This is a genomic window from Nonomuraea sp. NPDC049504, assembly GCF_040676845.1.
GTDB classification, from domain to species: domain Bacteria; phylum Actinomycetota; class Actinomycetes; order Streptosporangiales; family Streptosporangiaceae; genus Nonomuraea; species Nonomuraea salmonea.
The window spans coordinates 88,391-112,123 of the sequence record NZ_JBFAPT010000011.1 but is presented as its reverse complement, the minus strand read 5'-3'; the positions used below and the strand labels follow the sequence as shown (position 1 = coordinate 112,123).

General features: G+C 73.9%; 22 protein-coding genes. 4 read left to right on the top strand and 18 right to left on the bottom strand.

What is annotated here, in order from left to right; all coding sequences use genetic code 11:
* Positions 1–10: 10 nt before the first annotated feature.
* Together AB0K28_RS22025 and AB0K28_RS22020 are read right to left on the bottom strand one after the other, a co-directional pair.
* The gene (locus AB0K28_RS22025) at positions 11–673 is read right to left on the bottom strand and encodes a response regulator transcription factor (protein ID WP_364372856.1); all 663 of its coding nucleotides are present in this window, start codon (positions 671–673) and stop codon (positions 11–13) included.
* Positions 658–1,896, bottom strand: a complete 1,239-nt coding sequence (locus tag AB0K28_RS22020; RefSeq protein WP_364373305.1) for a histidine kinase — start codon at positions 1,894–1,896, stop codon at positions 658–660. The genes AB0K28_RS22025 and AB0K28_RS22020 overlap by 16 nt, the downstream gene beginning before the upstream one ends.
* Positions 1,897–2,059: 163 nt before the next feature.
* Between AB0K28_RS22020 and AB0K28_RS22015 the strand changes: the two genes are divergently transcribed.
* Together AB0K28_RS22015 and AB0K28_RS22010 are read left to right on the top strand one after the other, a co-directional pair.
* The gene (locus AB0K28_RS22015; RefSeq protein WP_364372853.1) at positions 2,060–2,977 is read left to right on the top strand and encodes an ATP-binding cassette domain-containing protein; all 918 of its coding nucleotides are present in this window, start codon (positions 2,060–2,062) and stop codon (positions 2,975–2,977) included.
* Positions 2,974–5,211 (top strand): alpha/beta fold hydrolase, encoded by a 2,238-nt coding sequence (locus AB0K28_RS22010; protein ID WP_364372851.1) that lies wholly within the window; start codon positions 2,974–2,976, stop codon positions 5,209–5,211. Before AB0K28_RS22015 ends, AB0K28_RS22010 begins: the two co-directional genes overlap by 4 nt.
* A gap of 214 nt (positions 5,212–5,425) precedes the next feature.
* Here the strand turns inward: AB0K28_RS22010 and AB0K28_RS22005 are convergent, their stop codons facing one another.
* Genes AB0K28_RS22005 through AB0K28_RS21980 form a run of 6 tightly spaced genes read right to left on the bottom strand, consistent with a single transcriptional unit; the run spans position 5,426 to position 11,510 of the window.
* The gene (locus tag AB0K28_RS22005) at positions 5,426–5,632 is read right to left on the bottom strand and encodes a hypothetical protein (RefSeq protein ID WP_364373302.1); all 207 of its coding nucleotides are present in this window, start codon (positions 5,630–5,632) and stop codon (positions 5,426–5,428) included.
* Positions 5,633–5,664: 32 nt separating this feature from the next.
* Positions 5,665–6,498: a hypothetical protein gene (locus AB0K28_RS22000; protein ID WP_364372848.1), complete on the bottom strand. Its 834-nt coding sequence runs from the start codon at positions 6,496–6,498 to the stop codon at positions 5,665–5,667.
* Between the two features lie 50 nt (positions 6,499–6,548).
* Positions 6,549–9,131, bottom strand: a complete 2,583-nt coding sequence (locus AB0K28_RS21995) for a DUF6493 family protein (protein ID WP_364372845.1) — start codon at positions 9,129–9,131, stop codon at positions 6,549–6,551.
* 39 nt (positions 9,132–9,170) lie between these two features.
* Complete coding sequence (locus AB0K28_RS21990; protein WP_364372842.1) at positions 9,171–9,815, bottom strand: response regulator transcription factor; 645 nt, start codon at positions 9,813–9,815, stop codon at positions 9,171–9,173.
* On the bottom strand, positions 9,806–10,909 hold the full coding sequence (locus AB0K28_RS21985; RefSeq protein ID WP_364372839.1) for a histidine kinase: 1,104 nt from the start codon (positions 10,907–10,909) through the stop codon (positions 9,806–9,808). The genes AB0K28_RS21990 and AB0K28_RS21985 overlap by 10 nt, the downstream gene beginning before the upstream one ends.
* The gene (locus AB0K28_RS21980) at positions 10,893–11,510 is read right to left on the bottom strand and encodes a DedA family protein (RefSeq protein WP_364372836.1); all 618 of its coding nucleotides are present in this window, start codon (positions 11,508–11,510) and stop codon (positions 10,893–10,895) included. Before AB0K28_RS21980 ends, AB0K28_RS21985 begins: the two co-directional genes overlap by 17 nt.
* A 102-nt stretch (positions 11,511–11,612) precedes the next feature.
* On the opposite strand from AB0K28_RS21980, the gene AB0K28_RS21975 reads away from it, so the two are divergent.
* Positions 11,613–14,372 (top strand): DEAD/DEAH box helicase, encoded by a 2,760-nt coding sequence (locus tag AB0K28_RS21975; protein ID WP_364372833.1) that lies wholly within the window; start codon positions 11,613–11,615, stop codon positions 14,370–14,372.
* 22 nt (positions 14,373–14,394) lie between these two features.
* Complete coding sequence (locus AB0K28_RS21970; protein ID WP_364372830.1) at positions 14,395–15,555, top strand: SWIM zinc finger family protein; 1,161 nt, start codon at positions 14,395–14,397, stop codon at positions 15,553–15,555.
* A gap of 3 nt (positions 15,556–15,558) precedes the next feature.
* Here AB0K28_RS21970 and AB0K28_RS21965 read toward each other — a convergent pair whose 3' ends face one another.
* The 10 genes from AB0K28_RS21965 to thrC all read right to left on the bottom strand — a co-directional run bounded on the left by AB0K28_RS21965 (position 15,559) and on the right by thrC (position 23,682).
* Entirely contained in the window at positions 15,559–16,194 is a 636-nt protein-coding gene (locus AB0K28_RS21965) for an SDR family oxidoreductase (RefSeq protein WP_364372827.1), read from the bottom strand.
* A 58-nt stretch (positions 16,195–16,252) separates the two neighbouring features.
* The gene (locus tag AB0K28_RS21960; RefSeq protein ID WP_364372824.1) at positions 16,253–16,858 is read right to left on the bottom strand and encodes an SRPBCC family protein; all 606 of its coding nucleotides are present in this window, start codon (positions 16,856–16,858) and stop codon (positions 16,253–16,255) included.
* A complete protein-coding gene (locus AB0K28_RS21955; RefSeq protein ID WP_364372821.1) occupies positions 16,858–17,208 on the bottom strand; it encodes a metalloregulator ArsR/SmtB family transcription factor in 351 nt (116 codons plus the stop codon). Before AB0K28_RS21955 ends, AB0K28_RS21960 begins: the two co-directional genes overlap by 1 nt.
* A 39-nt stretch (positions 17,209–17,247) precedes the next feature.
* Positions 17,248–17,859: an energy-coupling factor transporter transmembrane component T gene (locus AB0K28_RS21950; RefSeq protein WP_364372818.1), complete on the bottom strand. Its 612-nt coding sequence runs from the start codon at positions 17,857–17,859 to the stop codon at positions 17,248–17,250.
* Positions 17,856–18,530, bottom strand: a complete 675-nt coding sequence (locus tag AB0K28_RS21945; RefSeq protein WP_364372815.1) for an ABC transporter ATP-binding protein — start codon at positions 18,528–18,530, stop codon at positions 17,856–17,858. Before AB0K28_RS21945 ends, AB0K28_RS21950 begins: the two co-directional genes overlap by 4 nt.
* A 3-nt stretch (positions 18,531–18,533) precedes the next feature.
* Positions 18,534–19,664, bottom strand: coding sequence for a thiolase family protein (locus AB0K28_RS21940; protein ID WP_364373299.1), 1,131 nt, complete (start codon positions 19,662–19,664; stop codon positions 18,534–18,536).
* A 2-nt stretch (positions 19,665–19,666) separates the two neighbouring features.
* Positions 19,667–21,136, bottom strand: a complete 1,470-nt coding sequence (locus tag AB0K28_RS21935) for a class I adenylate-forming enzyme family protein (RefSeq protein ID WP_364372812.1) — start codon at positions 21,134–21,136, stop codon at positions 19,667–19,669.
* A gap of 7 nt (positions 21,137–21,143) precedes the next feature.
* Complete coding sequence (locus AB0K28_RS21930; RefSeq protein WP_364372809.1) at positions 21,144–21,749, bottom strand: biotin transporter BioY; 606 nt, start codon at positions 21,747–21,749, stop codon at positions 21,144–21,146.
* 91 nt (positions 21,750–21,840) lie between these two features.
* Positions 21,841–22,464, bottom strand: a complete 624-nt coding sequence (locus AB0K28_RS21925; RefSeq protein WP_364372806.1) for a DNA/RNA non-specific endonuclease — start codon at positions 22,462–22,464, stop codon at positions 21,841–21,843.
* A 165-nt stretch (positions 22,465–22,629) separates the two neighbouring features.
* Positions 22,630–23,682, bottom strand: coding sequence for a threonine synthase (gene thrC / locus AB0K28_RS21920; RefSeq protein ID WP_364372803.1), 1,053 nt, complete (start codon positions 23,680–23,682; stop codon positions 22,630–22,632).
* Positions 23,683–23,733 lie beyond the last annotated feature (51 nt).

The following is a 23,733-nucleotide window of genomic DNA, read 5'->3' as shown; positions in this document are numbered from 1 at the left end:
ATCCTGATCGTCACCGGCCTCCTCCCGGTGTGGCCTGCAGGTAGGCCAGGACCGCCATGACACGGCGGTTGTGGTCGTCGGACGGGGGCAGGCCGAGCTTGGCGAAGATGTTGTTCGTGTGCTTGCCGACCGCCTTGTCGGTGACCCCGAAGCGGGCGGCGATGGCCAGGTTCGACATCCCCTCCGCCATGAGGGCGAGCACCTCACGCTCCCGGGGCGTCAGCGCGGCCAGCGGCTTGTCGCGGCTGCGGCGGGTGAGCAACTGGGACACCACCTCGGGGTCCATCGCGGTGCCGCCTCCAGCGACCTGGCGGACCGCGTCGACGAACCTGTCCACGTCGCCCACCCGGTCCTTCAGCAGGTAGCCCACCCCGCCGGAGCTGTCGGACAGCAGTTCCCTGGCGTAGAGCTGCTCCACATACTGCGACAGGATCAGCACGGGCAGCCCGGGAACCAGCGCACGTGCGTCCAGCGCGGCGCGCAGCCCCTCGTCGGTGAAGCCGGGCGGCAGCCGCACGTCGATCACCGACACGTCCGGGCGGTGCCGGACCAGCGCCTCCAGCAGCATGGGGCCGTTGTCCACCGCCTCCACGACGGTGCAGCCGTGCGCCGACAGCAGGCGGACCAGCCCGTCCCTCAGGAGCGCCAGGTCTTCGGCTATGACAACGCGCACGGGACCTCCATGGTCAGTACGGTCGGGCCGCCGGGAGGGCTGCTTACCGTGAGCGAGCCGTCGAAGGCGGCCAGGCGGTCGTCGATGCCGCGCACGCCGGTCCCCTTGTCGCGCCGCACCATGCCGCGGCCGTCGTCGCCCACGGTCAGCCGCAGCACGCCGGCGGCGTGCCGCAGCCGCACCCATGCGCGGGACGCCTCACTGTGCTTGGCCACGTTGGCCAGCGCCTCGGCGGCGGCGAAGTACACGGCGGACTCCACGGGCGGCTGCAGGCGGCCGGGCAGCTCTATGTCGACCTCGACCGGCATCGGACAGAGCAGCGCGGACGCCTCGATGGCGCCGGCCAGGCCGCGGTCGGACAACACCGGGGGATGGATGCCGCGCACCAGGTCACGCAGGTCCGTCAGAGCCTGGCCGGCGACCTCGCGCGCCTCGTCGATCATGCGTGCCATCTCGTCCAGGTCACCGGAGCCCCGGGCTAGCCCCAGCTGCATGCGGATGGCGATCAGCTTGGCCTGCGCGCCGTCGTGCAGGTCGCGTTCGATGCGGCGCAGCTCGGCCGCGCGCGCGTCGACCACTGCGGCCCGGGACGCGGTCAGTGCCCGGATCCGCGCGTCCGTCGCGGTGCCGCCGTCCAGCAGCCGCCGCGCCAATCGGGCCTGCCCGGTGCGGAACAGGGAGACGGACATGAGGACGACCACCGCAATGGCCGCGACGGACAAGCTGAGGGCGAACGTGTTCAGAGTGCTCGCCTCCGCCGGGCTCAGCCGGAAGAACACGTAGTCCAGGGCAGCCAGCATGGCCCACACCGCCACCACGGATGCGGGCCCCGTGACCACGTGCACGGCCAGCCAGCCCACCTCGCGCCGCGTACCAGACCGCTGCGGCTCTGGCACCTGGGTGGCCCGCCCTGGCCGGTCGGTTTCGCTCCCGTGGCTTTCCGCTGCACCATCCCCGGCGAGCACGCGGGCCGCCCAGCGGCGCTGATGGGCGGCGAGGCGGTGGGCGAGAGTGAGCCCGAGGCCGAGCGGCGCCCGCCCGAGACCGGCCACCGGCACGAGGGCGGCGCTCACCAGCACCAGAGCGAGCACCACCAGCGCCGCCAGGCCGGTGACGGCGTTCAGCCCCAACACCCCCAGGCCGGTCGCCACGTTTCGCGCGTACGCCCCCAGAGCGTTGACGGCCTGCCGCGACGGCCCGCCGGGCGCGGGTCGTATCCCCATCACGGATGCAGTCTGCCCTACCGCCGGAGAGAAGACGGTGGGGGCAGGCCCACCCCTTGGGTGGCGTTCTACTACCCCCGCCGGTGGGGCCGCGCCCATGGAGACCGAGCCTTCGGACCGCGAGGCTGGCCTGGCTCGACCAGGCAGGTGAACGAGGTGAGATGTGATCGAAGTAAAGGAACTGAGCATGCGCTACGGCCGCACGCTCGCGGTGGACGACCTGACTTTCACGGTGAAACCGGGCCGGGTGACCGGGTTCCTGGGACCCAACGGCGCCGGCAAGTCCACGACCATGCGCGCCGTACTCGGGCTGGAGGTCCCCGCCGCGGGTGAGGCGCTGGTGGACGGCCGCCCGTACGCGTCCCTGCGCCGGCCCATGCGCACGATGGGGGCGCTGCTGGACGCCGGAGCGGTGCACGGCGGCCGCTCGGCCCGCGACCATCTCACCTGCCTGGCGCGCAGCAACGGCATCGGCCGCGGCCGGGTAGCCGAGGTGCTCGACCAGGTCGGCCTCACGGACGTCGCGGACCGGCGGATCGGCGGGTTCTCCCTCGGCATGAAGCAGCGGCTGGGCATCGCGGCGGCGCTGCTCGGCGACCCGGCGGTGCTGATGTTCGACGAGCCGCTGAACGGGCTGGACCCTGAGGGCATCCGCTGGCTGCGCGACCTGCTGCGTTCGCTGGCGGACGAGGGCCGCACCGTCTTGCTGTCCAGCCATCTGATGAACGAGATGGCGCTCACCGCCGACCACGTCATCGTCATCGGACGAGGCCGGCTCATCGCCGACACCGCCATGAACGATCTCGCCGGGCACTTCCAGGGCGACGTACTGGTCCGCACGGCCTGCCCGGATCGGCTCGCCGCCGTGATGCGTGCGCACGGGGCGACGGTGACCGCCGGGGACGACGGCGCCCTGTCCGTCCGTGACCTGGACGCGGCCGAGATCGGCGTGCTGGCACTGTCCGCGGGGATCGCGCTGGCGGAGCTGTCTCCGCGCGGCGCGTCCCTGGAGGAGGCGTTCATGCGGCTCACCGAGGACGACACCGAGTACAGGACCGCGCCGAAGGAGGCTGCCCGATGATCGACGTGATCGCTTCCGAATGGCTGAAGCTCCGCACGCTCCGCTCGAACCTCTACCTGCTGGCCTGCTCGGTGGCGGCCGTCCTGGCCTGCGCCGGGATCGCCTTCATGATCGGCCGTGGCTTCGACGGCCAGACGATGGACGAGAGGATGGCCTTCCCTCCCAACGGGGACGGCATCGGCAACGGGATCGCGGTCGCCTACTTCGTGTTCGCCGTGCTGGGCGCCCTGGCGATCACCTCGGAGTACGGCACCAAGGCGATCCAGACGAGCCTGGTGGCCGTGCCGCGCCGGCAGGTGCTCCTGCTGGCCAAGGTTCCGGGCCTGGCTGCGGTCGCGCTGGTGGCGGGTCAGGCTCTGGCGTTCCTCATGCATGCGGCCTCCATGGCGGTGCTCGGCGACCGGGCCGGGCAGCTGCTGCGCGACGGGGTGACGCTGGGCACGTCGCTGTCGGAGCCTGGCATGCTCGCCTCGGTGGTCGTCGCCGGCCTGTCGATGGCCGCGGTCGCGCTGATCGGGCTCGGCGTCGGGGCCGCCGTCCGCTCCACCCCCGGCGCGCTGGTGGTGCTGACTCTGATCATCGTGGTGCTGCCGGTGGCGGCCAAGACGCTGCCCATGCCGCTGCGCGCGCAGGCCGGCTCCTTCATGATCGAGAACCTGCCGCTCCAGATCGCGGAGGTCGGCGGCGGGATCCTGCCGCCTGCCGCGGCGGCGGGGCTGCTGGTTGCGTACGTGGTCGCCGCGTTGACTGCGGGCGCCACGATGATCATGTTGCCCGGGCGCCGGATCAAGGTGCTGGCGGTCGGCGCGGCCGCGGTTGTCCTGGTTTCAGCGATGCCCGCCGCCGCGGCCGGCTCGCCCGGCTCCGGCCCGTCCACGCTGGCCTGGGCCGACTGCCCTGACCTCGTCAAGGAGATGCGCTGCGCCTCGATCACGGTGCCCCTGAACTGGGCCGAGCCGTCAGGACGGAAGATCGACCTGACCGTCGGCCTGCTGCCGGCCACCGGCGCTCAGCGCCGGATGGGCACGGTGTTCGCGATCCCCGGCGGGCCCGGCGGCTCGGGCTTGACGGCTCTGAGCAAGAACGCGGGCAGCTTCGCCGAGCTGCGCGGCCGTTTCGACGTGGTCAGCGTCGAGCCCCGCAACACCATCGACAAGGGTGTGCTGCCGTACGACTGCCTCGTCTCCGGGCCGTGGATCACCTGGCCCGACACCCGTGCCGAGTACGCCGAGCTGGGCAGGCGCAACCGGGCGGCGGCGGAGCGATGCCGCGCCGCCGATCCCGAGTTCTTCGACCACCTCGATTCGGCCTCCGTGGCGCGGGACATGGAGGCAATCCGCGTCGCGCTGGGAGAGGAGCGGCTGAGCTTCATCGCCAACTCCTACGGCGGCATGCCCGCGATCGCCTACTCCCGGCTGTTCCCCGGCCGCGTGCGCGCGATGGTGTTCGACGGCTCGGTCAACCCGTACGCGGACCGCGCGTGGAGCAGGCTCTCCCATGAGGAGTCCTTCACCCGCTTCGCCGCCTGGTGCGCGGCGAACACCACCTGCGCGTTGCACGGCCGGGACGTCGGCGAGGTCTGGCGGGCGCTGGTGGCCCGGGCCGACCGCGTCCCGGTGCCGGTCAAGGGCGAACCGCCGCACGCCGCCTACAGCGGGTTCGACATCAAGGAGGCCGCCGCACCCAGCATCATCGAGCCGGGTCCGGAGCCCGAGTTCCCCCGATGGACGGAGCTCGCCGAGGCGATCGAGCTTGCCGCCGATGGTGACGCCTCAGGGTTCGCTGACTACGTCCGGCGGAGCACGAAAAGCCCGAAGGTTCCGTCGTTCACCGGGATGAACATGACCCATTGCCTCGACGGCGTGGGATTCCGCGACTACGCGGAGTACCGGCAGAAGCGCCGTGAAGGTGAGCGCGTGCTGCCGAACCTCGCCGGGATCGAGCTCTGGCACCCGCTCGCCTGCGTCGGCTGGCCTGCTCCCGTCACCAACCCGCCCGCGCCCCTGCCCGCCGATGAGCTGCCGCCTTTCCTGGGGGTCGGCTCCTGGACCGACTTCCACGGGGTCGCGGACCTCGTACGCCGGGTGCCCGGCTCGGCCGCGGTCCAGTATCAATGGCACGGCCACGGCCTCTACAACAGCGGCAACTCCTGCATCATCTCCCACGTCAACCGCTATCTGATCACACTCCGCCTCCCCGCCCCCATCACCGTCTGCCCCAAAACCGCCCCCTAAGGATCCCCTTCTCAAAGAACGCCAGCCCATCCTCTCCTCCCCCTCAACAGACGCCCGCCCGGGCAGTGGCGCGGTCAGCGGCGCCCCGTTCGCGGTACGTACCCCTCTCCCCTTTCAAAGGACGCCCGCCCGGGCGGCGGCGGTGGCGGCGGCGAGGGCGGCGGTGGCGGCGCGGTCGGCGTCGTGAGCCCGGGGGCCTACACCTCCTCCTCGTTCATACCGCCACAGTTGGGGAGGTCGGGGATCTCGCCGAGCTGCCGCAGTCCCTCGGCCGGAGCGGAGGAGGGGATGGAGTAGCGGCCCAGGACGTTGAGATGGGCGTGGCCGACCGGGACAGCCGGGCGGCGTTCTCGTCCTTCACCGGGACGGCGTCGGCGCGCAGCTGGTCGATCGCGGCCGACAGGTGCTTGGAGTTCCACAGTGCGACCGCGTTGACGACCAGCCCCAGAGCGGTCAGAAGCCGAGCAGCTCCGGCCCGTCCGTGAGCCGCCCCAGCATGCCCGGCACCGCCGCCCGCACCGTGGCCATGCTCTCGGCGGGCAGGTCGAGGCGGACCTCGAAAACCGTCTCGGTCCGCAGGCGGTCGGCGGCCTGCGGGGTCAGCTCGGCCCGCAGCGTCGCACCGTCGAGGGTCAGCGAGCGCAGGCCGTCGTCGGTGGCGCCCGCCGGATGGCGCGCCAGGTAGTACGTCCCCTCGTGCACGGTCAGCACGACCACCCCGGCGTCGGGGTCGTCCGGCCGCTCGCCCAGCCAGAGCAGCCGCCGTCCCGGCACGGGCTCGGAGTCCTCGTGCCCGGCGACGCGGGCGGTCATGCCGGCGGCAGGGGCGTAGGACACCTCGCCGGTGATCGGCGGGGCCGGCCGGCGCTCGTCGAAAGGAGAGTGCCACGGCCGCTCGTCCAGCAGCGGAACGGGCAGCCCGAACGGCATGGCGGTCGGCAGCGCCGCGATCAGCCACTCCGGCGGCACGTCACGGGGGAACGTGGTCAGCTCCCCCAGCGCCGCCGCAGGCTCCACCAGCGCGAACGGCATCACCTCGCCGTCGGCCCGGCAGGCGTAACCACGGCTGCCCGCCGTGAACTCCAGCTCACAGCTGAACCAGGTGCCCTTCCCCTTGCGATAGGACAGCTCGCGCAGCCGTTCAAGAGGCTCGTCCAGGCCATCGACCGTGCAAGGCCGCCCGTCGCCCGTCACGGTCGTCACCCCGAACGCTCCCAGCTGGGCCCGCCGCACCGTCACCCGCGAGGCGTCCGGGACGGCGGCGCGCACCAGATCGCCGATGTGCATACGCGTGTCGTGCCCCTCGTCCATCTGACGGGGAAACCTGCGGTGCGCCATCATGCCCCTTCCCGAGCGACGTCCGCCGACGTGTCGGTGGTGAGCAGCGCGTGCAGGGCCCGCAGCTCGCTCAGCAACGCGCTGCTCCCCCTGCGCGCCGCCAGGTCGCGCACCCGCGGGATCTCCCCGCGCGCCCCGCACCACCCCGCGACGGTGCCGGCCAGCGCGACGAAGGCGGCCGACCCGTTGCGCGGCCGCGCCCCCGGCTCGGGCAGCACCACGGGCAGCGCCGCCGCCATGATCTCCCACACCTGCGCGTGCGCGCCCCGCTGCGCGGCGGTGTCGAGCGCGGCGATCATGTCGCTCATCTTGACCTCGCCGCTCGCCAGCAGCAGCCCGGCCTGCCTGCCGACCTCGGCCGCGGGTAACTCGCCGCGCACGGCCACCTCCAGCAGCACATCGACCGCCTCCGTCTCCCGCGGGCCGCCCAGCACCCGCGCCAGCACCGCCGCGAACGCCGCCCCGGCCGGCCCGCCGGCCCGCGCCAGCGCCCGCGCGTGCTCCGCCTGCACGTGCGGCCGGCCGTAGGAGTGCACGACGTAGGGGCCGAGGTGCGCCGCGGCCGTCTCCCGATGGAAGGGCAGCATGGCGGGCCACCAGTCGAGATGACGCACCTCGGCGTCGGAGGAGATGGCGGTCTCGAAGCGGTTGAGCAGGAAGTCGGCCAGCGGCTGCCCGGTGCGCGCCGCCCGGCGGACGAGCAGGTGCGGCGTGGTGTAGTGGTGGTGGTCGCGGGCGTGCCAGTCGTGCTCGGGCCCGTGGTCGCCGCACCGCCACTGCAGGCCCAGCTCGGTCTCCGGGTGCCGCCAGGCGGCCAGGATGCGCCCGGCCGGCGACGTCAGGTGACCCGCCTCGACCGGCTCATCGGGAGGCAGCCGCAGCAGCGCCTGCTGGAAGTCGGCGGCCAGCGGCTTGGCGCCCGCCGCCTCCAGCACCTCGAGCCGGCGCACCAGCTCGGCCGCCGCCACGTGCCCGGTGTCGTGGGTGGGGGTGGCCAGCAGCAGCGGCGGCAGCGTGCCCTCATCCAGGGCGCGCAGGATCTCGGCCGCGCGATGCAGCAGCACCCGGTGCGGGACGGCCAGCCGCCCCGGCGGCATCAGCCTGCGCCACGCTTGCTGCTCGGGGACGACGCCGACGACGTGCTTGACCGCGCCGCTGAACCAGTCGTCCACCGAGTCCCAGGACGAGGACTGGTATTGCCAGTGCCACCACGGCTGCCTGAGACCCTCCAGCCGGGCGGCCAGGCTCGCGCGGTCGCGGCCGGCCAGCGTGACGAACCCGGCCAGCAGGCGTTCCCACGTCTGCCACGTCCGGGACATGGACACCCACAGCGTCACCAGCTCGTCGGGAGTGGCGGGCGGCTCGTCGAAGGGCCGGGCCCGCTCGGGCACGGCGGGCAGCGGCGGCGGCACGAAGACCGGCTCGGCCACCGCCGCACCGCCGAAGGCCGCCGCGAGGCGGCCGCCCAGCCGGGGCGGCAGCAGCTCGATGGCCTCGCGCACGGTCGCGCGCCCCTCCTCGTCCATCGCCGCCGCGTGGGTCAGCGCCAGCTCGGCCGCCTTCTCCTGCAGCTCGGCCGACTCGGCGGCGAACGCCCTGGCCAGCGGCGCGGCCACCACGCCGGCCAGCTCGGGCTGGCGGCGCACCGCCGCCTGCAGCCACGACAGCCCGGCCCGCACCAGCTTGCGCTCCTGGCGGAACAGCAGCGACTCCCACGCCTCGGCCAGGTCGTCGGGCGTCGGCGCCGAGCAGTCGCGCAGGCGCTTGGCGGCCGATTCGGCGACCTGGCCGGGCGCCGCGGGCAGCAGCCGCAAGTAGTCGCGGGCACGGCTTTCCACTTCGTCGGGCCCCGGATCGAGAGCCTCGTGCAGGTGAACGAAGAAGCGCAGCTCGGCGGGGGCGCCGCCGAGCAGGAACCGGCGCAGGCAGCCGTCGAGGAGATCGGCCCGCCGCACCCGGCCGCTGTCGGCGAGGTCGAGCAGCGCGCCGAGCCAGCCCTGGTCGGGGTCGGTCTGCCACTGCAGCTCCCGCCCCACGCCCTGCGCCTCGAACAGCCGCGGCAGCAGGTGGTCGAGCAGCGGGTCGTCGGCCAGACCCTTGGGCGGCTCGGACACCCAGCCGGCCACCAGCACGTCGTGCGGCGGCGGCTCGATGCCGGTCTCGCGCAGCAGGGCCAGCGCCAGCCGCATGCCGCGGTCGTCGGCGGTGCGCAGCCGCAGCGTCAGCCGCTCGGCCAGGTCGGCCCGCCAGGCGGCGGGACGGTCGGCGATGACGGCCAGGACGAGATCGACGTCGTTGTCGGGGCCGGCCCACTGGGGCGCGAAGGCGCGGCGGTAGAGCCAGGACGCGACGGCCGCCGCGCCGCCCAGCGTGGCCGCGCCCGCCACGCGCAGCGCCGGGCCGAAGTCGGTCAGCCCGTCGCTCTCCCACCGGCTGAAGGTGGCCGTCAGCTCCTTCAGCAGCTGTGGCAGCTCGGCCGCGACCCGCTTGCGCGCGGGCTCGTCGAGGGCCTTGACGCGCTCGGCGAGCCGGTCGGCGTGGCGCTGCCAGATCAGCTTCCTGATCTCGTCCTCATGATCCATGGCGGGGACGGTAGCGGGCCACGCCGACAATTCTCCGGGTCAGGACTCCAGGAAGTGCAGGATCGCCAGGACGCGCCGGCTGTAGCCGGTGATGTGGGACAGGTCCAGCTTGTCGAACAGCGAGTTGACGTGCTTTTCCACCGCGCTCTGGGAGACGTGCAGGGCCTGGCCGATGGAGGCGTTGGTGAGCCCCTGGGCCATGAGCTCCAGCACCTCGCGTTCGCGGGCGGTGAGCCTGGACAGCGGGTCCTGCTGGGTGGTGCGGGCGAGCAGCTGGCGCACCACCTCGGGGTCGAAGGCGGCGCCGCCCGCGCCCACGCGTTCGAGCGCGTCGAGGAAGTCGCCGACCTGGCCGACGCGGTCTTTGAGCAGGTAGCCGACGCCTTCGACGTCGGAGCTCATCAGCTCGGTGGCGTAGCGCTTCTCGACGTACTGCGACAGCACGAGCACCTTGACCGACGGCCGGCGCTTGCGGATCTCCAGTGCCGCGCGCAGGCCCTCGTCGGTGTGGGTGGGCGGCATGCGCACGTCGACCACCACGATGTCGGGCTCGTGCTGCTCGACGGCCTCGATGAGCGCCTCGCCGTCGCTGACGGCGGCGGGGACCTCATGACCCTCCTCCAGCAGCAGGCGTACGAGGCCCTCGCGCAGCAGCGTGGAGTCCTCGGCCAGGATCACCCGCACGGCAGCACCGCCATGACCGTGGTGGGGCCGCCGGCGGGGCTGTCGACCTCGAAGTGGCCGTCCAGCGCCGCCACCCGCCTGGCCAGCCCCGACAGGCCGCCGCCCGTCGGGCGCGCGCCGCCCGAGCCGTCGTCGCGCACGCGTACGACCACCGCCGCTCCCTCCTTGTGCACCGCGACCGTGATGGCCGCCGCCCCGGCGTGCTTGGCGGCGTTGGTCACCGCCTCGCACACCACGAAGTACGCCGCCGTCTCCACCGCCATCGGGGGACGCTCCGGCAGCCGGCAATCTACCGTGACCGGCACGCTCGAGCGTTCCGCGACCCCGGCGAGCGCCTCGCCGAGGCCGAGCGAGTCGAGCCCGCTCGGGTAGACGCGCCAGGCCACCTCGCGCAGCTCGGCCAGCGCGTGCTGGGCTTCGGCGTGCGCCTGCTCCAGCAGCTCGGGACGGCCGCGGCGGGAGCGCCCGATGAGCATCGACAGCGCCACCAGGCGCTGCTGCAGCCCGTCGTGCAGGTCACGCTCGATGCGGCGGCGTTCGGAGTCGACCGCCGCGACGATGCCGGCGCGGCTCTCGGCCAGCTCGGTGATGCGGCGCTGCAGCTTCTCGGTCGGGTCGGGGCCGAGCAGGCGGACGGCCAGCCGGCGTTCGAGCGCGTGCACGCCCGCCACACCGGACAGGTCCAGGAAGAGCAGGACGAAACCCCCGGTCAGGATGTACGCCACCAGCGGCGGCGTCGGCTCCATCCCGTCGAACGGCCGGCCCGCGGTCCAGGCGGCCAGCAACGCCACCGCGACCTTCACCCCGGCGACCAGCAGCGCGATCACCAGCCCGCCGAGCACTCCGACGGGCACCCGCGCCGCCAGGTAGCGCGCGGCTCTGCCGCCCCGCGCCTCCTCCAGGGCGTCCAGGTGGGAGGTGTCCAGCCGCAGGCGGCGCGCCTCCAGGCGGGCCAGGCGGCGGGCTGAGGCAAGGACGTTCGGGTGGCCGAGGAACGGCAGCGTCAGCACCAGGAACACCAGCTCGGCGAGCGCGGTCACAGCCCCTGCCGTGACCGCGGCGGCCACCCGCAGACCCTCAGCGACGACTCGCATGCTTGCCCTTGCGCCGCTCGGCCAGGCGGACCCCGATGAACACCAGGATCGCCAGGACCACGACGGCGATCACCACGTTGGTGCCGACGCCGACGTAGGTCTCGACCAGCTCCCACTGCTCGCCGAGGAGATAGCCGGCCATGACGAAGAGCGTGTTCCAGATGGCGCTGCCGGCCGTGGTGAGCAGCGTGAACTTGATCAGCGGCATGCGCTCGACGCCGGCCGGGATGGAGATGAGGCTGCGGAAGATGGGGATCATGCGGCCGAAGAAGACGGTCTTGCCGCCGTGACGCTGGAAGAACGCCTCGGTCTTCTCGATGTCGGAGATCTTGATCAGGGGCAGCTTGCCGGCGATGGCCAGCGTGCGTTCCCTGCCCAGCAGCGCGCCCACCCCGTAGAGGGCCAGTGCGCCGATCACCGAGCCCAGCGTCGTCCAGACGAGCACGTCGAGCAGTTGCATCTTGCCCCTGCTCGCCGTGAAACCGGACAGTGGCAGGATCACCTCGCTCGGAAGAGGAGGAAAAAGGTTCTCCAGCGCGATGGCGAGACCGGCCCCGGGTGCTCCGAGGCGGTCCATGAGTCCTACCAACCAGTCAGTCATGCGGTCCAGGCTATGGAAGATCGGGCCGAGTGCGGAATGTGGTCGGTGCCCGTTCGGCACTGCGGTAAACCACACCCTCAGCGTACCGTACACTGTACGGCCGTGAGCTCTCAGACGGATCTGGCCCGGCACCCTGCGGTCTTCCAGCCCGGCGACCCGCCCAGGACCGGGCACATCGCCTTCCTCGACCCCGCGGGTGACAGTGTGCTGACCGTAGCAGAGGAACGCGACGAGGGCGTGGCCACGCGCGCCGTCCCCGCCACCCTCGTGCCCGTCGGCGAGGCCGTCGCCGCCCTCGCCAGAGCGCGCAAGGACCCCCACGCCCACCCGGCCGCCCGCTTCTGGGGCGCTGCCGCCCTCATCGCGCTGCAGCTCGTCACCCGGGGCCGCATCCTGCCCGGCGTGTCGGCGGGCGAGCACGACTCCTGGAGGGCCGGGCCCCTCGACGCCGACGACGCCCGCCGCGTCCGCGAACTGGCCGCCGCCATGCCCGCCACCGCCCGCGCCGTCCCCCTGCCCGCTGACGACGCCCTGTCCGCTGACGACGTCCTGCCGCCCGACGCCCTGCCGCCAGTCCCCCTGCTGCCCGACGCCGAGCCGCTCGTGCGGGCCTTTCTCGACGCCGTCGCCGACGCGATGCCCCGCTCGCCCGGCGCCGTACGCGCCACCGGCCTCACCGCCTACGCCGCCGCGAAGCCCGTCAAGGTGCCCCACCTGCGCGGCTGGGCCGAGGAGGTCTCCGCAGGGCTCGACGCGGGCCTGCGGCTGTCGCTGCGCATCGAGGCCGATGACCCCGTGGCCGCCGAGTTCCGCGCCGTCGCCCAGCTGCACAGCCTGGCCGACCCCTCGCTGGTCGTGGACGCCGCCGACCTGTGGCGCGGCGGCGAGGCCGGCTTCGGCCCCGGCGCCAGGATCGAGGCCACCCTCGCCGTACGAAGAGCCGCCCGCGCCTGGCCCCGCCTGGAGGAGCTGCTCGACAGCGCCGTGCCCGACGAGCTGACCCTGTCCGACGGCGACGTGGCGGCGCTGCTGGCCGGAGCCGCCGACCGGCTGGCCGCGGCGGGCGTGGACGTGCACTGGCCGCGCTCGTTCGTGCGCGGCCTCACCGCCCGCGCCGTCGTCGGCGACCGCGACCCCGCGCCGTCCGACCTGCCCTCCTTCCTCGGCGGCCACCACCTGACCAGCTTCGACTGGCAGCTCGCACTCGGCGGAGAACGCCTGACCGCCGCCGAGATGGACCAGCTCGCCGAGGCGCACCGCCCCGTCGTACGCCTGCGCGACCAGTGGGTGCTCATCGACCCCGACCTGGCGCGCAAGGCCCGTACGCGCGAGCTCAAACCGCTGACCGGCATCGAGGCGCTCGGCGCCGCGCTCACCGGGACGGTCGAGGTCGAGGACGAGCAGGTGCCCGTCGAGCCCACCGCCTGGCTCGACGAGCTGCGCCGCCGCCTGGCCGAGCCCGCCGACGTGCCGCCGCCGCCCGGCCTGGCCGCGACCCTGCGCGACTACCAGTACGCGGGGCTGCGCTGGCTGGCCAGGATGACCTCGCTCGGCCTCGGCGCCTGCCTGGCCGACGACATGGGCCTGGGCAAGACCGTCACGCTCATCGCGCTGCACCTGCACCGCGCCTCAGGGCCGACGCTCGTGGTCTGCCCCGCCTCCCTGCTGGGCAACTGGGAGCGCGAGATCACCAGGTTCGCGCCGGGCGTCCCGGTGCGCCGCTACCACGGCGGCAACCGCACGCTCGCCGACGAGGGTTTCGTGCTCACCACGTACGCCACCATGCGCCTCGACGCCGAACGCCTGGCCGCGCACCCGTGGGGCCTGCTGGTCGCCGACGAGGCCCAGCACGTCAAGAACCCGGCGTCCGGCACCGCCAAGGCGCTGCGCGAGATCCCCGCCGCCGCCCGCGTCGCCCTGACCGGCACCCCCGTCGAGAACAACCTGTCGGAGCTGTGGGCCATCCTCGACTGGACCACCCCCGGGCTGCTCGGCCCGCTGACCCGGTTCCGCGCCCGCTGGGCGAGGCCGGTCGAGTCCGGCGACACCGGCACGGCCGAACGCCTGTCGCGGCTGGTCGGGCCGTTCCTGCTGCGCCGCCGTAAGAGCGACCCCGGCATCGCGCCCGAGCTGCCGCCCAAGACCGAGACCGACCGTCCCGTCGCGCTCACCACCGAACAGGCCGGCCTGTACGAGGCCGTCGTCCGCGAGATCATGACCCAGATCGCCGACGCGCGCGGCATGGCCAGGCGCGGCCTCATCGTCAAGCTGCTCACCGGGCTCAAGCAGATCTGCAACCACCCCGCCCAGTACCTGCACGAGAGCGACCCGCGCCTGCCCGGCCGCTCCGGGAAGCTGGAGCTGCTGGACGAGCTGGTCGACACCATCACCGCCGAGGACGGCTCCGTGCTCGTCTTCACCCAGTACGTCGCCATGGCCCGCCTCCTGGAGCGCCACCTGACCGGCCGGGGCGTCGCCACCCAGCTCCTGCACGGCGGCACCCCCGTCGCCCGCCGCGAGGAGATGGTCAGGCGCTTCCAGGACGGCGAGGCCCCCGTCTTCCTGCTGTCGCTCAAGGCCGCCGGCACCGGCCTCAACCTCACCCGCGCCGACCACGTCATCCACTACGACCGCTGGTGGAACCCGGCCGTCGAGGACCAGGCCACCGACCGCGCCTACCGCATCGGCCAGACCAGGCCCGTCCAGGTGCACCGGCTCATCGCCGAGGGCACGATCGAGGACCGCATCGCGAAGATGCTCACCGCCAAACGGTCGCTCGCCGACGCCGTGCTCGCCTCCGGCGAAGCCGCCTTCACCGAACTGACCGACGCCGAACTCGCCGCCCTGGTCGAACTCCGATGACCACCCCGATCCTGGAGCCCCGATGACCCCCGCCCGCGGCTTCCCCGCCTTCCCTCGCCAGCGCGCCGGCGCCCGCTTCGCCACCTCCTGGTGGGGACGCGCCTGGATCCAGGCCATGGAGGACACCTCCCTCGACCACACCCTGCTGCGCAAGGGCCGCGCGTACGCCAAGACCGGGCAGCTCGGCCCGATCACCGTCAGCCCAGGGCGCCTGGCCGCGGTCGCCGAGCACGAGTACGACGTGGTCGTGAGCGTCGAGCAGCTCACCGACGACGCATGGGAACGCTTCCTCGACCAGGTCGCCGCCAAGGCCGGCCACATCGCCGCGCTGCTCGACGGCGACATGCCGCACGACCTGGTCGACGCGGCCGAGTACGCGGGCGTGCCGCTGCTGCCCGCCGTCGGCGACCTGGAGCCCGAGTGCTCCTGCCCCGACTGGGGCCACCCCTGCCAGCACGCCGCCGCCCTGTGCTACCAGGCGTCCTGGCTGCTGGACGCCGACCCGTTCGTCCTGCTGCTCCTGCGCGGCCGAGGCCAAAGCGACCTGGTCGAAGCCCTGCAGGCACGAAACGCGGCGGGGGCCGCCCCGCGTGCGGGGCGACCGGAGGATGCCGCCCGGCCGTCCGGCACGCCGGCGGCGGTCGCGTTCGCGGCCGGGGTGTCCCCGCTGCCCGACCCGCCGCCGTACGACGTCACCTACACCCCACCCGCCCTCGAGCCGGCGCCCGGCGTGGACGTGGCCGCCCTCGCGGTGCTCGCCGCCTCCGCCGCCGCCCGCGCCCGCGACCTGCTGCTGCACGAGCGCCTGCCGCACCTGACCGAGCACGAGGACCACGTACGGCTGCTCGCCGACCACATCCTCGACCAGCCAGACGACCGAGGCGAACAGGAGCTGGGGGCGGCCGTGGCCGCCTGGCGGCACGGCGGCGCCGACGGGCTCGCCGCGCTGGAGCACCCCTGGACGCCGCCCCGCCACGACCTGGCCAGAGCGCGCGCCCGGCTCGAAGCCGCCTGGGACGGCGCGGAACCCCCGCCCATGGAAGCCTGGCGCAACCGCTGGACGCTCGGAGAGCTCCAGCTCCGCTACGGCCGGGACGGCCGCTGGTACCCCTTCACCCGCCGCGACGACCGGTGGTGGCCCGCCGGCCCTCCGGACCGCGACCCCTCGGCCCTCATCGGCTGAGCCTCACGTCGCCACCGACACCACGTGACCCGCCGACGTGCCGTCCTCGATCAGCTTGAGCATGCAGTCGGCGAGGTCGGCGCGGGTGGTGGTGTGGCCGCCGCGGACGCTGAGGTCGCGGGCCGTGCGGTAGCGGTGCGTGCGGCCGGCGTCGGTGAGGCGGGCGGGCCGCACGATCGTCCAGTCCGTACGGGACTCGCGCACCAGCCGTTCGGCCACCGCCAGGTCCGCGTAGACGTGGCGGAGGAAGCGGCGGACGATCGGCTTGAGCGCGTACCGCGAGAAGAGGCCGTCACCGGCGTCGCTCTCCAGCCCGGCGGCGCTGACCATGAGCAGGCGCCGCGTCCCGGTGCGTTCCATGGCGGCCAGGATGGCGCGGGTGCTGCCGGAGCAGACGGTGGTGGGCCCCGTGCCGCGGGGGCCCATCGCGCTGAGCACCGCGTCGCGGCCCGCGACGGCGGAGGCGATGGCGTCGGGGTCCATCACGTCGGCCTGGACGACGTCTGCCCGCTCGCGCAGCTCGGCGGGCAGCCGGTCGGGGTCGCGGACCACGGCGGTGACCTCGTGGCCCAGGTCGAGGCCCTGGCGTACGAGCTCGAGCCCGCTGCCGCCGGTCGCACCGAGAACGGTGATCTTCATGGGGCTCCCTCCAAGGGGTGAGTGAGTACTCACTACCCTACTCGGAGGGGCCCGCGGGTCACTCGGGGGCGTAGAAGGCGGTGGTGGCGGCCACCGTCGCGGCCACCAGATCGGGCGAGCCGCCCGCCGCCCGGTGCGCCTCGCCCCACGCCTTGCTGCTGGTCACGATGCAGCGCCGGCCCTCGTCGGTCTCGTGGAAGGTGTCCGCGTCGGGCTTGACGCCGCCGGTCAGGTGCAGGGCCAGGCCCAGCAGCCCCAGGTCCCAGCCCACCCCCGTGGCGCCGGGGCCGAACTGCGCCCACATCTCCTCCGGCACCTCCGCCGTGTGCCGCAGCTCCAGCACCGTGCCGCCGTCCTTGGCGGTCAGGCTCACCTCGACCTCGGAGAAGCCGGGGGCGGGGCCGAACAGCCAGCTGATCGCGAACATGCTGGGCGGCTCGCAGCGCAGGATCTCGCCGTGGGCGTTGCCCTCCAGCTGGTAGTGGCCGCCCAGCCGCAGGTCGCCGGTGACCGGCAGGAACCAGCGGGCGATGCGGTCGGCGTCGGTGACGGCCTGCCAGACGTCCTCGATCTCGGCGTCGTAGTGGCGGCGCAGCACCTGCACCTTGCGCTCACCGTCGATCAGCTCGCGGTGCGTCTTGTTGATCTCGTCGACCATGTCCATCAGGAATCCTCTTTCTCTTTTGTGATGCGGCGTTCGCGCTTGCCCCGGGCCAGCTCCGTCGCCAGCGCGTCCAGGCGCTGGTCCCAGAAGGCGCGGAAGCGCTCCAGCCAGGCGTCGATCTCGCGCAGCGGGCCGGGCTCGACGGCGTAGAGGCGGCGGGTGCCCTCCGCCCGTACGCTCGCGAACCCGCTGTCGCGCAGCACCCGCAGGTGCTGCGAGACGGCCGGCTGCGAGATGCCGAACTCCTGCCGGATGACGGCGGTGACCTCGCCTGAGCTCAGCTCGCCGGTGGCCAGCAGCTCCAGGATCCGGCGGCGTACCGGATCGCCGAGGACGTCGAAGGCGTGCACCACCAGAGTGTTTCAGGACCTGCTTATATAAGTCAAATCTTAATCATCGTCGTCGAGCCCGCGGGCGCTCAGCGCCTCGCCCAGCGCGTCGGCGTGCCGCAGCGAGCTGACCACCAGCGGCACCGCGAACGCCCGCAGGCTGCGCTCGACGCCCCTGGCCCGCTGCGCCTCCCTGACCCGCGTGGCCAGCGACGCCACCACCGGCACGCTGCGAATGGTCAGCGACAGCAGCAACGACAGCCGGAACGGGTCCAGCCCCACGAACCTGACCGGCGACAGCAGCCGCTCCAGCGCCGCCATCATGGCCGCCGACCGGGTGGTCAGCGTCACCAGCCCGGCCAGTGCCACCGCCAGCACCACCCGCAACGTCGTGGCGGCGGCCGCGGCCGGCCCGGCGAAGACGAGCTGCACGCCGAACAGCATCACGGCGAACCAGCGCACCGGCTTGACCTGCGCCCACGCCGCCGCCGCGCCGACCCTGGCCAGCGCGTACAGGGCCGCCACCACGACCCCCGCCACGGCCAGCGCGAGCGGCGAGCGCAGCAGCACCAGCGCCGTGCAGGCCAGCGCCAGCGCGGCCAGCTTCGCGCCGGCCGGCAGCCGGTGCAGCGGCGAATCTCCGGGTACGTAGGCGCCGGTGAGGCTGTTCACGCCATCAGCTTCCTGTAGTGGGCGATGGCCTCGGCGGGCGTGCCGTCGGCGGCCACCCGGCCCCCGTCGATCACCAGCACCCGGTCGAACCCCGACAGCAGCGGCAGGTCATGAGTGACCAGGAACACCTGCTGCGGCATCTCCTCCAGCAGCTCCGCCACCTGGCGCGAGTGGCGCAGGTCGAGCAGCGTGGTGGGCTCGTCCATGACGAGGATCTCCGGCTCCAGCACCATCACCGAGCACAGCGCCAGCAGCTGCTTCTGCCCGCCGGACAGGTGGTGCGCGGGATGGTCGGCGTGGCCGGCCAGGCCGTAACGGCCGAGCACCTCGCCCACCCGCCGGTCCACCTCCTCGCGCGTCAGGCCCTTGCGGCGCAGCGAGAACGCGACGTCCTCGGCCACCGTCGGCATGACGATCTGCGCGTCGGGATCGGTGAACAGGAACCCCACACCGCGCCTGATCTTGGCGCCGTCGCGGCGGGTGTCCATGCCGAGCACGGTGACCTGGCCGGACGACGGCAGCGCCAGGCCGTTGACCAGCCGGGCGAGCGTGCTCTTGCCGGAGCCGTTGGCGCCCACCACGCCCACCCGGCGCTCGGGCAGCGCCGCGGTGATGCCGCGCAGCACGTCGCGCGTGCCCAGCCGGACGTGCACGTCAGTGAATTCGATCAACTCTCACACCACCTCGAACAGGGCTGCCACGCCCATCCCGCCGCCGACCGCGGCCGCCGCCAGGCCCAGCGTGCCCTTGGGAGCCGCGGCGCGGACGAGCCCGCCGAACAACCTGGTCACCACCACCGCGCCGGTCGCACCCCACGGATGCCCGAGCGCCAGCGCACCGCCGCCGGGACACACCCGCTCGTCGTCGGCGCCCAGCGGGTCGAACCCGAGCGCGTCGGTGACGGCCAGCACCTGCGCCGCGAACGCCTCCACGATCTCCACCACCGCGATCGACTCCATCGCCACCCCGGTACGCGCCAGCACCCGGCGGATCGCCGGCACCGGCCCCCACCCGGGCAACTCGGGATCGCACCCGGCCACGGCCCCGGCCAGCAGCCGCAGGCCCGGCCGGCCGTCGCGCAGCCCCTCCGGCACCAGGGCCACGGCGGCGGCGCCGTCGCTGTTCGGGGAGGAGTTGCCGGCCGTCACCGTGCCACCCGGCACGAACGCGGCCGGCAGCCGGGCCAGCGACGCCGCCCGCAGCGGGCGCGGACGCTGATCGTCGGTGCGGCCCGCGACGGGCACGATCTCCTCGGCGAACCGTCCCGCCGCGCGGGCGGCCAGGGCGCGGGCGTGGCTGCGGCAGGCGTAGGCGTCCTGCCTCTCCCGATCGACGCCCTTGGCCGCGGCCAGCGCCTCGGCCGCCGGCCCCATGTCCGGGTCGGGGCTGCCTTCCGGGGTGAACGGCGCCCGCTCGTACGGCGTCCCTGCCCCTCTGAACGTGCGCAGCGGCGCGGTCGAGGCGCTCTCCACGCCTCCGGCGATCACCAGGTCCGCCTCGCCCGCGCGGACGGCCTGACCGGCCAGCAGGATCGCGGCCAGGCCGCTGCCGCACTGCCGGTCCACCGTCACCCCTGGCACCTCGTGCCCGAGGCCGGCCGCCAGCGCGGAGACCCTGGCGATGTTCCCGCCGGGTCCCATGCAGTTGCCCAGCATCACGTCATCGACCGGCCGCCCCTTCAGGTCGCCTGCCACGGCGGCGATCACGGGGGCGGCCAGGTGTTCGGCGGTCAGCGACTTGTACGCGTGCCCGGCCGTGCCGATCGGCGTGCGCCGGGCCGACACCACCACGGGGGTCAGGTCCATGGTCACGTCAGCCGCCTGATGGCCGGGTCGCCGCTCGCCAGCCGGGCCGCCACCAGCGCCCGCGCCGGCTTGCCCGTGGGCGTGCGGGGCAGTTCGGGCACCGCGTACCAGCGGCGGGGCCGCTGCGCCCAGTCCAGCCCGCCGCGCGCGGTCTCCTCCAGCAGGGCGCGCGGGAGCGGCTCGGAGAACGGGGTCTCGATGACCGCCGTCACCACCGCGCCGAGGGAGGGGTGCGGCGAGCCCACCACCACGACGTCTTCCACACCGGGCACTTTGCGCAGCACCTCTTCGACGTCCTCGGGCACGACGGTGGCGCCGCCGGTCTGGATCGCGCCGTCGCCGCGCCCGCGTACGCGCAGCACGCCGCCAGCCCGGTACGGCTCGGCCACGTCGCCCACGCTCACCCAGCCGTCCTCGTCGCGCCGCAGCGGCCCGGCCGCCGCGCCCAGGTAGCCCTCGGCCAGCCACGGCGAGCGCACCCACACCTCGCCCAGCGGCCCCTCGCCGCGCACCTCGATCTCCACTTCGGGAAAGGGACGCAGCCCGCCCCCGTCGGTGTCGGCGGCCACGAACGACAGCTCGGTGGCGCCGTAGTAGGCCACCACGCGCACGCCGGCGCGTTCTGCGGCCTGGCGCGTGCCGGGGGCGAGGGCGGCGCCGCCGACCACGGCCACCCGCAGCGAACCCGGCCGTTCCAGCACGTCGGGCAGCCGGTGCGGCACCAGGTGCACCACGCTCGCCTCCGCCAGGTGATCGGCCAGGTCGCGGCCCGGCCAGCGTCCCGGCAGCAGGGCCGTGGCGCCGGTGGCCAGGGTGTGCAGGGCGGCGAACGCGTACAGGGAGGAGACCAGCGGGCCGGGCACGAGCACGACGTCGTCGGGGCCGATGCCGGTCAGCGCGTTCAGATGGTGGTAGGAGCCGGTCCAGGAGGCCCGGGTGCGGACGATCGCACGCGGCCGCCCGGTGCTCCCGGAGCTGAAACAGGCCCAGGCGGGATCGTCAGGCCGGGCGCGCCGCCGCGCGGGGGGCCCAGCCGGGTCGGGCGGGGGCGCAGCGCGCGGCGTCGTCGTCGTCAAGGAAGCGTCGATGGGGGCGGTCTGCACCGGAGCAATGACCGGGGACGCCGGCAGCGGCGTGCCGGTCGGTGATGTGGGCAGCGGTGTGGTGATGGGGACGGTCGGCAGGGGGACGGTGACGGTGGTCCAGCGGGTGTGGTCCCAGGTGTGCTCGCCCACCAGGGGTGTCGCACCGGCGAGGTCGGCGGCCAGGACGGCGACGAGCAGCTCCACCGGGTCGGCCAGGCCGATGGCCGCCGTCACGCCGGGGCCGACCCCGTTGCCCGCGAGGTGCCGGGCGGCGGCTTCGATGCGGTCGGCGAGCCGCGCGTAGGTCAGCTCGCCGCCGGGTCCGCGCACCGCGAGCCTGGAGGGCTGCTCGGCGGCGTGCGTCAGCACGTGTTCTGCTACGGGCATCGAGCGGTCAACGCCCCCCGCCGAGGCGTTCGCGGTGCACGGCGGGCACCGCGTCGGGGTAGGCCCGCTGGACGCCCCTGACCACCACCGCCGTCAGCGCCGCCTTGATCAGGTCGCCGGGCAGGAACAGGCCGGTGAAACCGGCCGCCGTGCTGAGGGAGACCCCGGTCACCAGGGCCTGCACCGGGATGCCGAACAGATAGATGACGCCCATGCCGCCCGCCACGGACGCCACGAACAACTGGAGCACGCTCGGGCTGCGTCCGGCCCGCTCGACCAGCCAGCCGGTGACGGCCGCGCCGGGCAGCCAGCCGATGAGGAACCCGGCCGACGGCCCGGTGAACACGCCCAGCCCGCCCCGCCCGCCGGCCAGCAGCGGCAGCCCGGCGGCGACCAGCACGTACAGGACCAGGACGGCGAGCGCGCCCCGCCACGCGCCGAGAACAGCGCCGGCCAGCATCACGCCCATGGTCTGCAGCGTGATCGGGACGGCGTTGCCGAAGACGTTCAGTGTGCCGGGCAGGCCCATGACCGCGATGAGCGCGGCGAAGACGGCCACCCGCGCCAGCGTGCCCGTCGCGAGCCTCCTGCGCTGTTTCCCTTCATCCTTCATGGCGTCGATCCCACACCAGAACGGGCGTGCTCAGGCATGGAGGTATCCCACAACATTCCCTCCGATCATCTGCTGGCGATCGATACCGCGCTCACGCGCCGTCCCTGCCGCACGGCGCGGCATCGAACGCGGCAGTTATCCCGTTTTGCTGGGCTTTCAGGTCGTCGGCGCTCAGTGTACGGTTCGGCAAGGTGAAGGTGACCGGCCGGGATGCCACCTTGAGGCTGACGCGGATCGTGTCGGGGGTCAGGGTCGTGCGGTCGGGATAGTGCAGGCGTACGCGGTAGTCGCGCACCTCGCCGCCGTCCTCCAGGCAGGCGCGCGCGCCGTTCTCCACCCGTTTCATCAGGCCCTGGTTGATCTGCCTGCCGCGCATGGGCACCAGGTTGTAGCGCATGCTCGCGCCGCGGAAGGAGGCGGCGATGAGGTGACCGCCCTGCCAGTCGCCGCTCCCGCCCCAGTCGCCGACCTTGCCCTCGCACGAGCCGCGCGGGGCGTCCCGGTCGACGAGCGTCTTGGCCACGGCTTCTGCGGGGCGCCCTGCGGCGTCGGTGGTGAAGGTGTGCTCGTAGGCGCGGTAGGTGGCCGACGCTTCGAGCAGTCGCGCACAGGGGGCGGCGTCGGGCTTGAGCACGGGGGCGGAGGCGGCGGCGGTGAGCAGGAGCGCGGTGGCGCTCGCGCCGCCCAGGACACGGCGAAGTCGGGTCGCGGGCACGGCGGGAGTCCTCTCGGAGCAGGGGGTCACCGCTCAGGAGAGGGGAGGCCGACGGCGTTGAACCGCCCGATCGGCCACCTGTCGGCTTTGTCGCGACTTTCCTGCCCGTGCGAACTTTCACATAACGTTACCGTTCCGCTACTTCACGTGGTTCTCGCAGGTAGGTCAGGCTGCGAGCCGCAAAGCCCTGGCCACCTCCCCGGTCGCCGCCGAGGTCTCGGTGGCGGTGTAACCGCCGCGCAGCGAGGCGTCGAGGTCCTTCAGGCCGTTGCCGCTCAGCGTGATCACCACCCGCAGGCCGGGCTCCAGCCCGCCCCTGGCGTGCAGGTCGAGCAGCCCCGCCACCCCGGCCGCCGACGCGGGCTCGGCGAAGACGCCGTCGCGGCGGGCGATCAGCCGGTACGCGGCGAAGATCTGCTCGTCGCTCACCGCGCCGATCAGCCCGCCCGACTCGTCCCTGGCCGCGATCGCGCCCTCCCACGTCGCCGGGTGCCCGACGTTGATCGCACTGGCCTCCGTACGCGGCTCGGACACGGGCGCGCCGTGCACCAGCGGAGCCGCCCCGGCCGCCTGGAAGCCCCACATGCGCGGTAGCTCGCCCGGGGAGTAGGCGCGGTAGCCGGTCCAGGTCGCGGTGATGTTGCCGCCGTTGCCGACCGGCAGGCAGTGCACGTCGGGCGCCGCGCCCAGGGCGTCGACGATCTCGTACGCGACCGTGCGCTGCCCGGCCAGGCGCAGCTCGTTGCCCACCGAGTTGACCAGCGCGACGGGGTGGTGGGCGGCCAGCTCGCGGGCGACGCGCAGGCAGTCGTCGAACGTGCCGCCGACCTCGACGATCTCGGCGCCGTACCGTACGGCCTGGGCCAGCTTGCCCAGCGCCACCCGCCCCTTGGGCACGAGCACGGCGGCGCGCAGCCCGGCGCGGGCGGCGTACGCGGCGGCCGAGGCGCTGGTGTTGCCGGTGGAGGCGCAGATCACGGTCGCGGCGCCGGCCTCGGCCGCCCGGCTGATCGCCACTGTCATGCCCCGGTCCTTGAACGATCCCGTCGGGTTCGCGCCCTCGACCTTCAGCCAGACCTCGCAGCCCGTCAGGTCGGACAGGTGGGCCGAGCGCAGCAGCGGCGTGTTGCCCTCGTTGAGCGAGATGGCCGGGGTGCCGGGGGTGACCGGCAGCCAGCGCCGGTAGGGACTGTCGATGAGGCCGTTCCAGGTAGTCATGCCCGAAACCGTAACATTCGTTTCGCTTCCTCGGAATGATGTAACATTCGT

Coding starts and splice junctions, on each gene's coding strand:
- AB0K28_RS22020 (WP_364373305.1), bottom strand. CDS start 1,896: ATGGGGATACGACCCGCGCCCGGCGGGCCGTCGCGGCAGGCCGTCAAC.
- AB0K28_RS22010 (WP_364372851.1), top strand. CDS start 2,974: ATGATCGACGTGATCGCTTCCGAATGGCTGAAGCTCCGCACGCTCCGC.
- AB0K28_RS22000 (WP_364372848.1), bottom strand. CDS start 6,498: ATGCACATCGGCGATCTGGTGCGCGCCGCCGTCCCGGACGCCTCGCGG.
- AB0K28_RS21995 (WP_364372845.1), bottom strand. CDS start 9,131: ATGGATCATGAGGACGAGATCAGGAAGCTGATCTGGCAGCGCCACGCC.
- AB0K28_RS21985 (WP_364372839.1), bottom strand. CDS start 10,909: ATGCGAGTCGTCGCTGAGGGTCTGCGGGTGGCCGCCGCGGTCACGGCA.
- AB0K28_RS21980 (WP_364372836.1), bottom strand. CDS start 11,510: ATGACTGACTGGTTGGTAGGACTCATGGACCGCCTCGGAGCACCCGGG.
- AB0K28_RS21970 (WP_364372830.1), top strand. CDS start 14,395: ATGACCCCCGCCCGCGGCTTCCCCGCCTTCCCTCGCCAGCGCGCCGGC.
- AB0K28_RS21965 (WP_364372827.1), bottom strand. CDS start 16,194: ATGAAGATCACCGTTCTCGGTGCGACCGGCGGCAGCGGGCTCGAGCTC.
- AB0K28_RS21960 (WP_364372824.1), bottom strand. CDS start 16,858: ATGGACATGGTCGACGAGATCAACAAGACGCACCGCGAGCTGATCGAC.
- AB0K28_RS21940 (WP_364373299.1), bottom strand. CDS start 19,664: ATGGACCTGACCCCCGTGGTGGTGTCGGCCCGGCGCACGCCGATCGGC.
- AB0K28_RS21935 (WP_364372812.1), bottom strand. CDS start 21,136: ATGCCCGTAGCAGAACACGTGCTGACGCACGCCGCCGAGCAGCCCTCC.
- AB0K28_RS21930 (WP_364372809.1), bottom strand. CDS start 21,749: ATGAAGGATGAAGGGAAACAGCGCAGGAGGCTCGCGACGGGCACGCTG.
- thrC (WP_364372803.1), bottom strand. CDS start 23,682: ATGACTACCTGGAACGGCCTCATCGACAGTCCCTACCGGCGCTGGCTG.